The following is a 14,008-nucleotide window of genomic DNA, read 5'->3' as shown; positions in this document are numbered from 1 at the left end:
TGTATTTAGAATACTCGATGAATAAATTATCATGCAAGTTAAAATGATATTACGTTCACTTTAACGACCTATCTATATTAACATACTACACTTAATAGTGAAATTGTTGGCTAAAAGAATGGAGTTTTGTCATTAAAACATCATAATTAAATGATAATAAAAAAAGGGAGCGGGACAGAAATATAATTTAGCAAAATTATTTTCGTTGTCCCGCTCCCAACTTGCATTGTTTGTAGAATTTCTTTTTAAGAAATTCTCTATGTTGGGGCCCCGCCGACAAGGATGGCTAGGGTTAAAAGAAGATTGATATAAGCGCACTTTTAATTCAGACATCTACTGCCAATATGTTAAGAAGGCTGAGACAATTAATTATGTCCCAGCCTTAACTTTGTCAAAATGACTTCTGTTTTATGAAGGATCTACTTGTTTAATGGCTGGTTTCTCGAAAGTCATTTCCGTACCATGACCATTTACTGTGATCACAACTGTAGTTTCATCTACAGATTTAACAGTTCCTTTAATACCACCGATTGTAGTAACCTTTTGACCTGATTCTACACGGCTAATCATTTCACGATGTGCTTTAGCACGCTTTTGTTGTGGTCTAATTAAAAAGAACCACATAACTGCCAATAATAGGATCGGCAAAATTAATGATGCAAATTGGCCCATTGTTAATTCTCCTCTTTAAAAGTTTTTAGGGTTTTCTACATTTAATCCATACTGTTCAAAGAACTCGTCTTTGAAATCTAAAAGACGGTCTTCTCGAATGGCTTGTCTTATATCTTCCATTAATTTTAGCAGAAAATGTAAATTATGAATAGTAGTAAGACGGATACCAAAAGTCTCTTCCGCTTTGATTAAATGTCTGATATAGGCTCTTGTGTAATTGCGACATGTATAACAATCACAATGTTCATCTAAAGGTCCTAAATCATCAGCATATTTCGCATTTTTGATCACTACACGTCCTTTAGTCGTCATACATGTACCGTTTCTAGCGATTCTAGTAGGCAAAACGCAATCAAACATATCCATACCTCTGATACTACATTCTATAAGTGCATCAGGTGAACCAACGCCCATAAGGTATCTTGGTTTGTCTTTAGGCATAAATTGCTCTGTATGTTCAACCATTTCATACATAACTGGTTTAGGCTCTCCTACAGATAAACCACCAATGGCATATCCAGGAAAGTCTAGATCAACAAGTTCTCTCGCACTTTGTTCACGTAAATCTTTATATTCTCCGCCTTGAATAATACCAAATAAAGCTTGGTCTTCAGGACGTTGATGTGCCTTTAAACATCTTTCAGCCCATCGTGTTGTTCTTTCAATTGAATTTTTCACATAATCGTATTCAGAAGGCATTGGCGGGCATTCATCAAATGCCATCATGATATCTGAACCTAAATCATTTTGAATTTGCATTGATTTCTCAGGACTAAGAAATAGTTTTGACCCATTTGTATGGTGTCTAAATTCGACACCTTCTTCAGTTATTTTACGTAAATTGCTTAAACTGAAAACTTGAAATCCACCAGAATCAGTTAGTATCGGACCGTCCCAATTCATGAATTGATGCAGTCCCCCAGCACGCTTGATGATATCATTTCCAGGTTGCAACCACAAATGATATGTGTTTCCTAAAATAATTTTTGCTTCAATATCTCTTAATTCCTCAGGACTCATTGTTTTAACAGTAGCTTTCGTACCAACAGGCATAAACATTGGTGTTTCAAAAGAACCATGTGGTGTATGTACGATACCTAATCTTGCTCCTGATTGTTTACATGTTTTTATATGCTCATAAGTTACTGCAGGCATATGTTAAACCTCACATTCTATTAAATAATTAACATTGTATCTCCAAAACTAAAGAATCTATATTTCATTTCAACTGCTGTTTGATATGCGTTTAAAATATTATCTCTCGTACTGAAAGCAGAGACTAACATGACTAATGTAGATTTCGGTAAATGGAAATTAGTAATTAAACCGTCAATTGCTTTATATTCAAATCCCGGGTAAATAAAGATATCAGTCCATCCACTTTTCTCAACAAATTGCTCATGGTCACGTCGTATTGTTTCTAAAGTACGAGTAGAAGTAGTTCCTACAGAAATGATTCTATTTCCATTCGCTCTTGTCTGATTCAATAATTCTGCAGTTTCACTCGTCATTTGATAATATTCACTATGCATTTCATGATCGTCAATATTATCTACACTAACTGGACGGAAAGTGCCTAAACCTACATGCAAGGTAATAAATGTTATATTTACCCCTTTAGCTTTAATTTGATCAAGTAACGCTTCCGTGAAATGAAGTCCTGCAGTCGGAGCAGCAGCTGATCCACTCTCTTTAGCATAAACTGTTTGATAACGGTCTGGATCATCTAAACGCTCTTTGATATATGGTGGAAGTGGCATTTCACCTAGCTCATCTAAACGTTCCTGTAATATACCCTCATAATGTAAACGCATAATACGTCCACCCTGCTCTAATTCTTTAACGCATTCAGCAACAATCTTACCATCACCAAAACTTAAACGATTCCCAACTTTAATTCTTTTAGCTGGTTTTAGCAAAACTTCCCAATCGTTACCTTCGATTTGAGTGAGCATTAGCATTTCAACTTTGGCGCCGGTCTCTTCTTTTAAACCGAAGAGACGTGCCGGCATCACACGTGTATCGTTTAGAACTAACGTATCACCAGGATTCAAATAATCTATGACATCTTTAAAATGAAGGTGAGCCATTTCGCCAGTTTCTCTTTGAAGTACAAGCAAGCGACTCTGGTCTCTATTTTTTAAGGGTGTTTGAGCGATTAAAGATTCTGGCAAATGATAGTCAAATTCTTCAATATTCAACTTACTTCCTCTTTTCATCTATGTTTTTAAAATGCTCATAAGCGAATGCCGTAGCTTTTCTACCACGTGGCGTTCTCTCTAAAAAGCCTTTTTGAATTAAAAACGGTTCATAAACGTCTTCAATTGTAATACGTTCTTCACCTATAGATACAGCAATCGTATCCAAGCCTACAGGGCCACCATTATATTGGTTGATAATACAATTCATCATTTTGTGGTCTATGTAATCCAAACCTTCTTGATCAACTTGTAATAATTGTAATGCCCTTTTGGTTGTTTCAATATAGATTTGATCATCTTCATTCACTTGTTGGAAATCTCTCACACGTTTTAATAATCTATTTGCAACCCTCGGTGTACCTCGTGAACGACGTGCTAATTCTAGGGCACTTTCTTCATCAATTCCTGTATCAAGTACTTCAGCAGTACGTGTGATAATTTCTTTTAGTTCATTTTCATTATAATATTCAAGTCTTAAATGAACACCAAATCTATCTCTAAGCGGACCAGTTAAACTACCAGCTCTCGTCGTCGCTCCAACAAGAGTAAATGGTGGTAAATCAATTCTGATACTTCTTGCTTCATCACCTTTACCTATGATGATATCTAGGAAAAAGTCTTCCATCGCAGGATAGAGTACTTCTTCTACAACACTACTAAGACGATGGATCTCATCAATAAATAATACATCGCCTGGTTGTAATCCAGATAAAATAGCTGCTAAATCGCCTGGTCTCTCTAAAGACGGACCAGAAATCGTTCTTATGTTCACTTCCATCTCATTAGCAATAATATTGGAAAGTGTCGTTTTACCTAGTCCAGGAGGGCCAAATAATAGAACGTGATCGAGTGGTTCTTCTCTTAATTTAGCAGCTTTTATAAATACTTCTAGATTACTTTTAATAGAGGATTGACCGATATATTGTTTAAGTTTTGTAGGCCTTAATGACAATTCAAAAGCCGAGTCTTCATCATGAAATTCTTGATCGACCATTCTTTTATCCATATACGCTTCCCCCATTAAATCATTATTATTTATATTAAGATATTAAGGTTTGTAAACCAAGTTTGACTGCTTCATCCACTGAAGTAATACTTTGCTTGTTTAGCACCTTTTCCACTTTAGAAAGTTCGCGTTTAGAATAACCCAGTGCTTCTAATGCAAGCATTGCTTCTTTAACGATTTGACTTTGTTCAGTTGAATTTAAATCAACTTGAAGTAGTGTGTCACTGTTTTCTTCATTAATCGTTACCTTACCTTTTAAATCTAACACAATTTGTCTGGCGGTTTTCTTACCAATTCCTGGGAATTGTGTGAGATATGCATCATTTTCATTCTCTATTGCTTGTTTAACTTCATTTGGAGTACTAGCAGCTAAGATTGCTAAGGCTGATTTAGGCCCTATACCTGTTACCTTAATTAAACTAAGAAACATGTCTTTTTCTTCTTCGCTAATAAAGCCATAAAGCAATTGTGCATCTTCTCTAACTATCAGTGATGTATATATTTGTACTTCTTTATCCAAATATGTTTGAAAACGATAAGAATTCGGTGTCTGTATTTCATAACCTATTCCAGCTGTTTCTACAACAACGTGGGTTGGAAATAGCTGAGATAAGGTCCCTTTTACATATGCATACATGTTAGCACTCCTTACATACTCATACTTATTAATTCTACTTTTGAAACATGTTCTATCTTTCTCAGTGCATTAACCACATCATCAACTGATAAATGAGAAGATTGCGCATTCAGTGATAACGTAATCGTTGCTTTATCTTCCATTGGAACACTTTGATGTATTGTTAGAACAGATAATTGTAATTGAGAGATTGTGTTCAACACTTGTGCTAACATTCCAACGATATCATTCACATACAATATTAATGTAAACTCTCTATGGTCGAGCATCTTTTCATCAACTGGAAAGATTGTCTCTCTATATTTATAAAAGGCACTACGCGACAAATCGTACTGTTTTACAGCGTCATAAATGGACAACTTAGGATCGTTTTTCAAAGCATCTTTTACTTTTAAAGTTTTAACCACAGATTCAGGTAATACATCTTCTCTAATTAAATAAAACTTTTTATAATCTTTATTGTCCAAAGTTTACACTCCTATTCGACGAATTCAAACTCTCCACCTAGAATTCTTACGATATCACCGTTGCTACATCCTCTTTCTCTAAGTGCATCGTCAATTCCCATAGAACGCATTTGTCTGGCAAATCGACGAACAGCAGGGTCGCTATTAAAGTCTGTCATCTTGAACATTCTTTCTATAGCATTTCCGCTTACAACATATGCACCATCGTCATCTCTAGTAATCGTAAATGCATCTTGAGAAGGTGTATGTTTGTATAGTACACGATTGACGCCTACATTTTCATCTTCTTCAACTGAGAAGTCAATATCTTTAACTTCCTCTAGTTTATCTGCAATGTGATATAATAATTGGTCTATGTTATCACGCGTAACCGTTGATACTGGAATGATAGTCACGTCATCTTCTATTTCTTCTTTGAAAAGTTCTAAGTTTTCTTCAGCTTCAGGTATATCCATTTTATTCGCGACAACAATTTGCGGACGGTCTTCAAGACGTTGTTTATAATTCACTAATTCTTGATTAATTACTTTATAGTCTTCGATAGGATCTCTACCTTCAGAACCGCTCATATCAATCATATGAACAATCACTTTCGTACGTTCCACGTGTCTTAAGAATTGATGTCCTAAACCTACACTCTCTGAAGCGCCTTCTATAAGACCTGGTAAATCGGCCATAACAAAACTTCTTTGATCTGGTGTGGAAACAACACCTAAATTAGGTTTAATAGTAGTAAAGTGGTAAGCACCAATCTTAGGCTTCGCTTTAGAAACGATAGATAATAACGTTGATTTACCTACACTTGGGAAACCAACTAGGCCTACATCTGCAAGTAATTTAAGCTCTAAGGTAACATCTAGCTCTTCGCCCGGTTCACCATTTTCACTAAAGTCTGGGGCAGGATTTCTTGGAGTTGCAAATCTTGAATTACCACGTCCGCCTCGTCCTCCGCGAGCTACAACTGCTCTTTGACCATCTTCAACTAAATCGGCTAGTACTTCTTCAGTATCTACACTTTTAATGATTGTGCCAGGAGGTACTTTTAGCACTAAATCTTCGGCATTTTTACCATGCATGTTACTGCTTTGTCCATTTTCACCTTTTTTAGCTTTGAAATGACGTTGATATCTAAAGTCTAAAAGAGTTCTTAGACCTTCATCCACTTCAAATACGACAGAAGCACCTTTACCACCATCGCCACCTGCAGGTCCACCAAAAGGGACGTATTTTTCTCTTCTATAAGCTGTGATTCCGTTTCCTCCGTCACCAGCTTTAAGAGATATTTTAACTTGATCGACGAACATATATCTCACCTCTTTTGCTCTGCAATTTTCATCTTTATAATTATATCATTATCACTATTTTTAGAAAAATCATATTTAAATATGATGTCGTTTTAAACAAAAATAAAACACCAGAAGCATTCACTTCTGGTGTTAACTAGACAAAATTATTCAGCTACTGCGTATACAGAAACTTGTTTTTTGTCGCGACCTTTGCGTTCAAATTTAACAACGCCGTCGATTTTAGCGAATAATGTATCATCGCCACCACGACCTACATTTTCACCAGGGTAGATTTTAGTACCACGTTGGCGATAAAGAATTGAACCACCTGATACGTATTGACCATCAGCACGTTTAGCACCTAAACGTTTAGATTCAGAGTCACGTCCGTTTTTTGTAGAACTTACCCCTTTTTTAGATGCGAAGAACTGTAAGTTTAATTTTAACATCGGGATACACCTCACTTATAATTTAATCTGATATTCTCATTATATTCTTCTTCAATCGTTTGTAAAGAAACTAACATCGCTTGAAGAATTAATTGCGCTTCTTTGTTATTAGTATCAACACTTCTTATATGAAAATGACCACCATCATCGTCGTAATCGATATCAGGCTTTTCAGATGTCAATCCCATAATTGCGTTTACACTACCAAATAAAACAGCTGAGGCTCCAGCACAGACAATGTCATGACCATATTCACCATGATCAGCATGGCCATCCATGATCACATCTGTCACTTTGCCTTCATCATCAATTGTAATATCAACAGTAATCATAAAATTATGCGTTAATTTTATCGATTGTTAATTTAGTATATGGTTGACGATGGCCTTTTTTACGTTTAGAGTCTTTACGACGTTTGTAAGTGAAGACAGTGATTTTCTTACCGCGTCCTTGTTTATTAACAGTAGCAGTAACAGAAGCACCTTCAACAGTTGGCGCACCAACTTTAACTGAATCGCCACCTACAAATAATACTTTATCAAAAGTGAATGAGTCGCCTTCATTTACGTCTAATTTTTCAACGAAGATTTCTTGACCTTCTTCTACTTTGATTTGTTTTCCACCTGTTTCAATAATAGCAAACATACTTTGCACCTCCTATAATATAAGTCACGCCATATACAGGTGACGTTAGCTCAAGTTAAATATTAACTCTATGCTTCATTGTTCTTAAACCTGTATTTGAGCGGTTGTATGTAGCCTGAAACTACTCAACTATTGAATCTTACCATCGCTTAGCTTTACTGTCAATTGTGTTTTGTACTTTTTTAGTAAATTTAATAATAATTGGAAATAAGATCAATAGTAATATGAAATTAAGTAACAGTGTTGGAACAAGTCTGAATAAAATAAATTCAATAAAGTTAAATTGAATAAATCCAATGACACCGTATATCGCAACAACATATATTTCAAGTACTATTGTACTTAAGAGTACGATACCAAATAGCATCGAATAGTCTCTATAAAATACTTTAAAGAATTTATCTATAAGTACGACAAGAATGATATAGCCAAACATGTATAAGCCATAAATGCTTCCAAAATATAAGTCAGTAATGATACCAAAGAATATAGCAAGTATAAGTGCTACACCGAATCCTCTGTACACTGTCATAATTAAAATATACATCAGCGTTAGATGAGGCACAAAAATGATATCAATTTTACCAAAATGCAAAGGGATTACTAATCCAATTGCTGTATCAATATAGAATAATAAAATTCCTATAAGAAAATAGTAAAGGGTACGCATTAGTTACCCCCACTTTCATCATCAGGAATCGTGTTCACATCACGTTTTGCTACATATACATGGTTTAAGTCGGCTAAATCTGCGCCAGTTTTAACTCTAACTTCTTTAGCAAGACCATATTGGTCATTCTCTACTTCAGTTACTTCACCTATGTAAAGATCACTTGGTAATTGATCCGCTAAACCACTTGTAACAACCTTATCTCCTTTTTTCACACTATCTTTATTATTGATGTCACTGATGACTAACTCTTCATTTTTAGCATCATAATGATCAATTAAACCAAAAACATTTTTAGAACCATGTTGTACATTCACTGAAAGTTTACCTGCACGTGTGTTAGTAGAAATCAAATCCACTTGCGCTGAAAATTGATTTACCTTCGTCACTCTTCCTACTAAACCTTCTGAAGTCATAACAGCCATATTATTCTTAATGCCTGACTTAGACCCTTTATCTATCACAATAGTATTCATCCATTGATCTGGGTTTCTAGCAATGACCGTTGTAGAAATAGGTTCATACTTTGATAAATCCTTCACATCAAGTTCTTTTTTATATTTTTTATTTTCTGTCTCTAATTTCTGATTCTCCGCTTCAAGTTGTTTGATTTTATTTTTATCTTGTTTCGATCCATCTTTATTAAAGATATTTCCAATAGCTCCAGTTACAAAATGAATCGGATAACTTACTGCTCTTTGCCCCAAAGAAACCGAGTCGCCGACATATTGTTCTGGAGGTGATTGAGTTTGAGAACGAATGGATAAACCTATTAACGCTATAAAAACGATAATCGCACATAAAACAACAACAAGCTTGTTATTTTTAAAAAAGTTAAGCACCCAGAACACCTCTATAATACTAAATTTATTATCCTTTTATATTTTATATTACTCATCTCTTTAAATAAAGCACTAACTCATTATTAAAGATAAATTTTACGAATGATTTAGTTGAGCGTTGTTATTTAGTGAGTTAAACCTGTATATATATAATAAAAAACTATCAACAGTTACGTTAGTAGTTAGTTAAAATTAATTTTAAATTTTTATCAGAGCCAGACAAGCTTGTAATTATTTACTCTCATCTTCATTAGAATCTTTATTTTCTTTCTTTTCGTCTTCGCTGTACAACGTTTCTTCTTTTCTCCAACGAGCAAAAAGATTTTGCGCTTTTGCTTGTTCGTTTGCTTGTTTTTCTTTTGATTGTTCAGCCATTCGAAATCACACCAACCTTTACTCTATTTATCTATATTCAAAGGTTAACTTATTTAAAATCACATTTCAAATTCATGGTTTATGAGATTTAATTGTATGCATCGGCTGGTTTTAGTTCTATATGTTGCCCTAGTTTATTTAAGTCTTGTTGCATTTCAAATTCAGTTTTGTAAACTCTTATAGAATCAGATCCAAATTTGTATATAATGAATTCATCGTCTCTTTGCCCTGCAAGATATTTGTCATTATATCCCATTCTACCTATACCGGAAACAGACATAAATTCTCTTTTATCTATCATATTAAAAACATTTTTTATCTGACTTGAAGGTACATTGTTAATAATATCATTTTCTTTTAATGAATAACGCTTACCATTTTGAGGCTCTCCCGAGGATGAACCATTTGGATTTTGTGTGTCATTTAAATTTTGTTGGACATTATTCGAAGTATCGCTTAGTGGATTCCATTCTTGATCTCTAAGGAAAGGGGCGTATTTAAGTGCTATATAGATAATGGCTATAATTGCTAGCACTGCAACGATGTTCTTTACTATACTGAAAATAAATCTCATATTTGCCCTCCTTAACATATTAAATTAAGTATAATTTAATTATGGCATTTTAGCATCAGACTAAGGAAGTAGGATTTTTATATCTATGGACTGATGTCATTGCTATTTGTATACATTATAATACATAATATGGAATGTACACATAATAAGGAGGTACAACATGTTGAGCATTTTAACAATCATACTCATCGTATTATTAGTCATACTGCTATTTAGAGTAGGTTTGTCTATTTTACGATTCTTAATATCTGCTGGTATTGTTTTATTATGTATATATTTAGGTTACCAAGGCGTGATTTGGTTACTTGATCATTTTCAAAATTTATCAGGTTTTATTCATTAGTCAATAAGTTAGCTATTCATTTTATGTATGTTTGGGTTGTATGCTCAAATTTCATATTTGGTTTAGCTAACTTTTTTATTTTTACATGGATAAAATAGACAATCGAAAGGACGATATTAAATTGAATTATCTTCAAAATAGCCCGCTTCTACTAAACTCGTAAATTTATTATCTCCTATAATAATATGATCTAACAATTCGATACCTAAGATAGCTCCACATTCTTTTAAACGTAATGTTGTAGTTATGTCCTCTCTTGATGGAGTGACATCTTATCAAGAGTAAATTACAAAAGAATCATTTAAATCAATACTTTCACTTTGAATACATGTATTTGAAGTGGAAGGTACTTATTTCAAAAATAGTAAAACCTGTATCTTAAATTACTTAATAGTAACATAAGATACAGGCTGATTTTTTATTCATTGTTATTTATACTAAAGCACCCGATAGCTCTGAAAACAATCACAAATTCAACTTTTCAAAGCCACAGCTTTAAGTTATTTTGTCCAGACAACCCCCATTGCCCAACCCATTTTATGGAATTGGCATCCAGGCAACAACTTTTCATATAAATCGTAATAATTTTGTTCAGATAGGTACTTATCTGAAGCTAAATGCTCAAGCCATGATTTAGATGTGTTGTGATTATAAATTCTAATCGCATTTTTTATTCCAAATTTGAAACAATGCGGTAAAAACTCTTGGATTGCCCCTAATTTATAAACATAGGTAGGCGGTGTCTCGACTTCAGATACATTATCAAGAATAACTATTCTTCCTTCCTCATTCAACAGTTCCTTCATTTGCTGTATTACGCTGGCTATATCATCCAAATGATGAAAGGTTGTTCGGCTTACAATAAAATCAAACTTCTCATTAAAATTAAGTTGTTCTGCATTCATATTCAGATAGACCGTATTTGTTAGTTGACGTTTAGATTTGGCAAGATCGAGCATTTGATTAGAAATATCAATCCCTACCACTTCATCATAATAACTTGCTAATTTCTCCACTAACAAACCCGAGCCACATCCGATATCTAATGCTCTGCCTTTCTTTGGAGACATATTAGACACAAAGAATGAATAATCATTCAAAAGCTCATTCACGAAATCGTAATCTTCTGCAACCTTATCAAACTGTGATTCTATTGTATTCAAAAAGATCCCCCATTCCTACTTTATCGACATTCTTTCATTACTTACCACTTTAGATGTTTTTTCGTTGGGGATAAAACTTCCCTTTAGACAATTTTATCCAAAGACAATACAACAGTGCAACTTTATTAAAGTCACTGTCCTTTATCGCAGCCTTTACTTTTTAGTAAAGACAGTGGCTTCTCTTATCAAGTTTCAAAACATATTATTTTGAAGAAAACGTCCATCTGAAGTGTCAAGTGCAAAATTACATATAAAGGTTTATTCTAAAATGAAAAGATGATACAATCATATTCAGTTACATAAGGAGGTTTCAATTATGTGCACCAGTATCGCAGTAGTAGAAATTACTTTATCTCATTCATAATGAAAAAAATGGAAAGGAGATAAAAGTATGGGTACTTTTTCTATATTTGTTATTAATAAAGTTCGTTATCAACCAAATCAAAATTAATTGGTTATAATGAACGCTTAATGTCAGTTCATTATAACCAGTAAGGAGAAGGTTATAATGAACCAGAAAAACCCTAAAGACACGCAAAATTTTATTACTTCTAAAAAGCATGTAAAAGAAATATTGAATCACACGAATATCAGTAAACAAGACAACGTAATAGAAATCGGATCAGGAAAAGGACATTTTACCAAAGAGCTAGTCAAAATGAGTCGATCAGTTACTGCTATAGAAATTGATGGAGGCTTATGTCAAGTGACTAAAGAAGCGGTAAACCCCTCTGAGAATATAAAAGTGATTCAAACGGATATTCTAAAATTTTCCTTCCCAAAACATATAAACTATAAGATATATGGTAATATTCCTTATAACATCAGTACGGATATTGTCAAAAGAATTACCTTTGAAAGTCAGGCTAAATATAGCTATCTTATCGTTGAGAAGGGATTTGCGAAAAGATTGCAAAATCTGCAACGAGCTTTGGGTTTACTATTAATGGTGGAGATGGATATAAAAATGCTCAAAAAAGTACCACCACTATATTTTCATCCTAAGCCAAGTGTAGACTCTGTATTGATTGTTCTTGAACGACATCAACCATTGATTTCAAAGAAGGACTACAAAAAGTATCGATCTTTTGTTTATAAGTGGGTAAACCGTGAATATCGTGTTCTTTTCACTAAAAACCAATTCCGACAGGCTTTGAAGCATGCAAATGTCACTAATATTAATAAACTATCGAAGGAACAATTTCTTTCTATTTTCAATAGTTACAAATTGTTTCACTAAATTAAAGTAATAAAGCGTTCTCTAATTTCACAAGAGGACGCTTTATTCTTCCCAAAAATTGTTCAATATTTATCAATAAATCAGTAGTTTTAAAAGTAAGCACCTGTTATTGCAATAAAATTAGCCTAATTGAGAGAAGTTTCTATAGAATTTTTCATATACTTAACGAGTGCTTTCACCTTTGAATATAGTCCTTCCCACTTATCATCACACTCTCCCCGATAGCCTTTTCTAGCTATATCCAGTAAAGTTACATGCTCTTTAGGTAAAAGAGGTATAGCCCATTCTGCAGCGACATCTTTCGAGGTAATTTCACCAGTAGTCACTGTTTGCCACATTCGAGCTAGGGTTAAAATTACATTACGCTCATCACCTTTTATCCCCTCAATTAGTTCTGGCAAAGAATCCTTAATTGCTCTTCGAATATCTGTCAAAGGTACGGAGACAAGTATACTTGAAGAATCAGGACCAAATAGAGAAATACTATTCTTTCTTGCTTGTGCTAAAACAATAGCCAAATCAGGATCATAGCTTGGTTCCTGAATTTGTCCATTCTCAAATTCACCCCTGAGCCACTCACCGTATATAAATTCTCTTTTTGGAGGATATTGCCAAGGGACAACTTCACTCCTATTTATAACCGTAACTTCAAGTGGTCTAACAGAATCCGTATTTCCAATCTTTCCTGATATAGTCATTAGTCTTTCTGTTAGTTTTTTTCGAGTTAATTGAGGTAAACTATGATTCACGACGACTAGAACATCTACATCGCTGTTAATGCGTAAACCACCATTTACTGCTGAACCAAATAGATATACTCCAACTATTGAACTTCCAAATAAATCTTTTACGATTTTTAATGTTTGAATCGCTTGATTTGGTATTTTTCCGTTAATCAAATTGCTCATGATTTCACCTCGTTGATTATGTTCATATAAAGTTTATATTGATACTCAATTTACTTACCCTAGATTGGACATATACTTAAATTACTGTTCAATAAAGCTGACCGTTAGCGTTTAAGTACATCCTTTCACAATTTGTCTACAGATTAATAATTATTCTTTATTATACAGATCTCCATATAATTTTTGAATTTGGTTCTGTAATTTTTTATTTTCTTTTTCTAATTCCATTACTCTTCTTTTTAAGGTTTTAATAAGGATTTCCTCCGAACGAGAACTTTTCTTGGGTTTTGAGACTACATTTGCTGTTATTTGACGCTCACGAAGGGATTCGATTCTTTGCCTAATATCGTGTTCCTTATAAAGCCATGATTTAGAAACATTAGCTTCCTTTGCTATTGAATTAAAATTAATAACTTTACCTTCAATCGAAAATTTAGAAATCGCTTTGTCTACTTTTTCCCTTGTCTTTTTTGATTTCTGCTTCGCCAAACGTACAATTTCTGTTGTATTTCTAACTTGTTTATCCATTG

Annotated in this window: 20 protein-coding genes, 1 pseudogene and 1 other annotated feature; of the genes and pseudogenes, 3 read left to right on the top strand and 18 right to left on the bottom strand. The window is 33.8% G+C overall.

Features of this window, described 5'->3' with window-relative positions:
• Nucleotides 1-408 precede the first annotated feature (408 nt).
• From yajC to JMUB898_RS06170, 14 genes are all read right to left on the bottom strand, one after another.
• Nucleotides 409-672 carry a preprotein translocase subunit YajC gene (gene yajC / locus JMUB898_RS06230; RefSeq protein WP_002443260.1) on the bottom strand — a complete coding sequence of 88 codons (264 nt, stop codon included), beginning with the start codon at nt 670-672 and terminating at the stop codon, nt 409-411.
• A gap of 15 nt (nt 673-687) precedes the next feature.
• On the bottom strand, nt 688-1,827 hold the full coding sequence (gene tgt, locus JMUB898_RS06225) for a tRNA guanosine(34) transglycosylase Tgt (protein WP_002443262.1): 1,140 nt from the start codon (nt 1,825-1,827) through the stop codon (nt 688-690).
• A 20-nt stretch (nt 1,828-1,847) separates the two neighbouring features.
• Nucleotides 1,848-2,873: a tRNA preQ1(34) S-adenosylmethionine ribosyltransferase-isomerase QueA gene (gene queA / locus JMUB898_RS06220; protein WP_126514788.1), complete on the bottom strand. Its 1,026-nt coding sequence runs from the start codon at nt 2,871-2,873 to the stop codon at nt 1,848-1,850.
• A gap of 1 nt (nt 2,874) precedes the next feature.
• Entirely contained in the window at nt 2,875-3,879 is a 1,005-nt protein-coding gene (gene ruvB, locus JMUB898_RS06215) for a Holliday junction branch migration DNA helicase RuvB (protein WP_037541493.1), read from the bottom strand.
• A gap of 34 nt (nt 3,880-3,913) precedes the next feature.
• On the bottom strand, nt 3,914-4,516 hold the full coding sequence (gene ruvA, locus JMUB898_RS06210; protein WP_002443265.1) for a Holliday junction branch migration protein RuvA: 603 nt from the start codon (nt 4,514-4,516) through the stop codon (nt 3,914-3,916).
• 11 nt (nt 4,517-4,527) lie between these two features.
• A complete protein-coding gene (locus JMUB898_RS06205; protein ID WP_002443266.1) occupies nt 4,528-4,983 on the bottom strand; it encodes an ACT domain-containing protein in 456 nt (151 codons plus the stop codon).
• A gap of 11 nt (nt 4,984-4,994) precedes the next feature.
• Nucleotides 4,995-6,287, bottom strand: a complete 1,293-nt coding sequence (gene obgE / locus JMUB898_RS06200; RefSeq protein ID WP_126501950.1) for a GTPase ObgE — start codon at nt 6,285-6,287, stop codon at nt 4,995-4,997.
• A 146-nt stretch (nt 6,288-6,433) separates the two neighbouring features.
• Entirely contained in the window at nt 6,434-6,718 is a 285-nt protein-coding gene (gene rpmA, locus JMUB898_RS06195; protein WP_001830822.1) for a 50S ribosomal protein L27, read from the bottom strand.
• Between the two features lie 11 nt (nt 6,719-6,729).
• Nucleotides 6,730-7,050, bottom strand: a complete 321-nt coding sequence (locus JMUB898_RS06190; RefSeq protein ID WP_002443268.1) for a ribosomal-processing cysteine protease Prp — start codon at nt 7,048-7,050, stop codon at nt 6,730-6,732.
• A 4-nt stretch (nt 7,051-7,054) separates the two neighbouring features.
• A complete protein-coding gene (gene rplU, locus JMUB898_RS06185; RefSeq protein WP_002443269.1) occupies nt 7,055-7,363 on the bottom strand; it encodes a 50S ribosomal protein L21 in 309 nt (102 codons plus the stop codon).
• Nucleotides 7,364-7,375: 12 nt separating this feature from the next.
• Nucleotides 7,376-7,479: a sequence feature (ribosomal protein L21 leader region), on the bottom strand.
• Between the two features lie 23 nt (nt 7,480-7,502).
• Nucleotides 7,503-8,033, bottom strand: a complete 531-nt coding sequence (mreD, locus tag JMUB898_RS06180) for a rod shape-determining protein MreD (RefSeq protein WP_002443272.1) — start codon at nt 8,031-8,033, stop codon at nt 7,503-7,505.
• The gene (gene mreC / locus JMUB898_RS06175; protein ID WP_037541494.1) at nt 8,033-8,875 is read right to left on the bottom strand and encodes a rod shape-determining protein MreC; all 843 of its coding nucleotides are present in this window, start codon (nt 8,873-8,875) and stop codon (nt 8,033-8,035) included. The genes mreD and mreC overlap by 1 nt, the downstream gene beginning before the upstream one ends.
• A 231-nt stretch (nt 8,876-9,106) precedes the next feature.
• Nucleotides 9,107-9,250 (bottom strand): hypothetical protein, encoded by a 144-nt coding sequence (locus tag JMUB898_RS12645; RefSeq protein ID WP_002443277.1) that lies wholly within the window; start codon nt 9,248-9,250, stop codon nt 9,107-9,109.
• An 88-nt stretch (nt 9,251-9,338) separates the two neighbouring features.
• The gene (locus tag JMUB898_RS06170) at nt 9,339-9,824 is read right to left on the bottom strand and encodes a DUF4930 family protein (protein ID WP_037541496.1); all 486 of its coding nucleotides are present in this window, start codon (nt 9,822-9,824) and stop codon (nt 9,339-9,341) included.
• 163 nt (nt 9,825-9,987) lie between these two features.
• Here JMUB898_RS06170 and JMUB898_RS06165 point away from each other — a divergent pair, with 163 nt between their 5' ends.
• On the top strand, nt 9,988-10,167 hold the full coding sequence (locus JMUB898_RS06165; RefSeq protein WP_037541562.1) for a hypothetical protein: 180 nt from the start codon (nt 9,988-9,990) through the stop codon (nt 10,165-10,167).
• 116 nt (nt 10,168-10,283) lie between these two features.
• On the opposite strand, the pseudogene JMUB898_RS06160 reads toward JMUB898_RS06165, so the two are convergent.
• Both JMUB898_RS06160 and JMUB898_RS06155 read right to left on the bottom strand, forming a co-directional pair.
• Nucleotides 10,284-10,439, bottom strand: a pseudogene (locus tag JMUB898_RS06160) (JAB domain-containing protein); the annotation flags it as partial.
• A gap of 228 nt (nt 10,440-10,667) precedes the next feature.
• Entirely contained in the window at nt 10,668-11,330 is a 663-nt protein-coding gene (locus tag JMUB898_RS06155) for a class I SAM-dependent methyltransferase (RefSeq protein WP_001092058.1), read from the bottom strand.
• Between the two features lie 391 nt (nt 11,331-11,721).
• Between JMUB898_RS06155 and JMUB898_RS12860 the strand changes: the two genes are divergently transcribed.
• Both JMUB898_RS12860 and erm(A) read left to right on the top strand, forming a co-directional pair.
• The gene (locus JMUB898_RS12860) at nt 11,722-11,781 is read left to right on the top strand and encodes an erythromycin resistance leader peptide (RefSeq protein ID WP_010959190.1); all 60 of its coding nucleotides are present in this window, start codon (nt 11,722-11,724) and stop codon (nt 11,779-11,781) included.
• 57 nt (nt 11,782-11,838) lie between these two features.
• Entirely contained in the window at nt 11,839-12,570 is a 732-nt protein-coding gene (gene erm(A), locus JMUB898_RS06140) for a 23S rRNA (adenine(2058)-N(6))-methyltransferase Erm(A) (RefSeq protein WP_001072201.1), read from the top strand.
• Between the two features lie 125 nt (nt 12,571-12,695).
• Here the strand turns inward: erm(A) and JMUB898_RS06135 are convergent, their stop codons facing one another.
• Together JMUB898_RS06135 and JMUB898_RS06130 are read right to left on the bottom strand one after the other, a co-directional pair.
• Nucleotides 12,696-13,478: an aminoglycoside nucleotidyltransferase ANT(9)-Ia gene (locus JMUB898_RS06135; protein ID WP_000067268.1), complete on the bottom strand. Its 783-nt coding sequence runs from the start codon at nt 13,476-13,478 to the stop codon at nt 12,696-12,698.
• A gap of 150 nt (nt 13,479-13,628) precedes the next feature.
• Nucleotides 13,629-14,006 carry a DUF6262 family protein gene (locus JMUB898_RS06130; RefSeq protein WP_000361059.1) on the bottom strand — a complete coding sequence of 126 codons (378 nt, stop codon included), beginning with the start codon at nt 14,004-14,006 and terminating at the stop codon, nt 13,629-13,631.
• Nucleotides 14,007-14,008 lie beyond the last annotated feature (2 nt).

Origin of the sequence: Staphylococcus caprae, assembly GCF_003966625.1 — a bacterium.
Taxonomy (GTDB): domain Bacteria; phylum Bacillota; class Bacilli; order Staphylococcales; family Staphylococcaceae; genus Staphylococcus; species Staphylococcus caprae.
Note: the sequence above shows the minus strand (reverse complement) of the source record. Positions and strands in the feature narration are given on the sequence as shown.

What these genes read in the sequence shown, in the direction of transcription:
- yajC (WP_002443260.1), bottom strand. Translation starts at nt 672, where the DNA reads ATGGGCCAATTTGCATCATTAATTTTGCCGATCCTATTATTGGCAGTT.
- tgt (WP_002443262.1), bottom strand. Translation starts at nt 1,827, where the DNA reads ATGCCTGCAGTAACTTATGAGCATATAAAAACATGTAAACAATCAGGA.
- ruvB (WP_037541493.1), bottom strand. Translation starts at nt 3,879, where the DNA reads ATGGATAAAAGAATGGTCGATCAAGAATTTCATGATGAAGACTCGGCT.
- ruvA (WP_002443265.1), bottom strand. Translation starts at nt 4,516, where the DNA reads ATGTATGCATATGTAAAAGGGACCTTATCTCAGCTATTTCCAACCCAC.
- obgE (WP_126501950.1), bottom strand. Translation starts at nt 6,287, where the DNA reads ATGTTCGTCGATCAAGTTAAAATATCTCTTAAAGCTGGTGACGGAGGA.
- rpmA (WP_001830822.1), bottom strand. Translation starts at nt 6,718, where the DNA reads ATGTTAAAATTAAACTTACAGTTCTTCGCATCTAAAAAAGGGGTAAGT.
- JMUB898_RS06190 (WP_002443268.1), bottom strand. Translation starts at nt 7,050, where the DNA reads ATGATTACTGTTGATATTACAATTGATGATGAAGGCAAAGTGACAGAT.
- rplU (WP_002443269.1), bottom strand. Translation starts at nt 7,363, where the DNA reads ATGTTTGCTATTATTGAAACAGGTGGAAAACAAATCAAAGTAGAAGAA.
- mreD (WP_002443272.1), bottom strand. Translation starts at nt 8,033, where the DNA reads ATGCGTACCCTTTACTATTTTCTTATAGGAATTTTATTATTCTATATT.
- JMUB898_RS12645 (WP_002443277.1), bottom strand. Translation starts at nt 9,250, where the DNA reads ATGGCTGAACAATCAAAAGAAAAACAAGCAAACGAACAAGCAAAAGCG.
- JMUB898_RS06170 (WP_037541496.1), bottom strand. Translation starts at nt 9,824, where the DNA reads ATGAGATTTATTTTCAGTATAGTAAAGAACATCGTTGCAGTGCTAGCA.
- JMUB898_RS06135 (WP_000067268.1), bottom strand. Translation starts at nt 13,478, where the DNA reads ATGAGCAATTTGATTAACGGAAAAATACCAAATCAAGCGATTCAAACA.
- JMUB898_RS06130 (WP_000361059.1), bottom strand. Translation starts at nt 14,006, where the DNA reads ATGGATAAACAAGTTAGAAATACAACAGAAATTGTACGTTTGGCGAAG.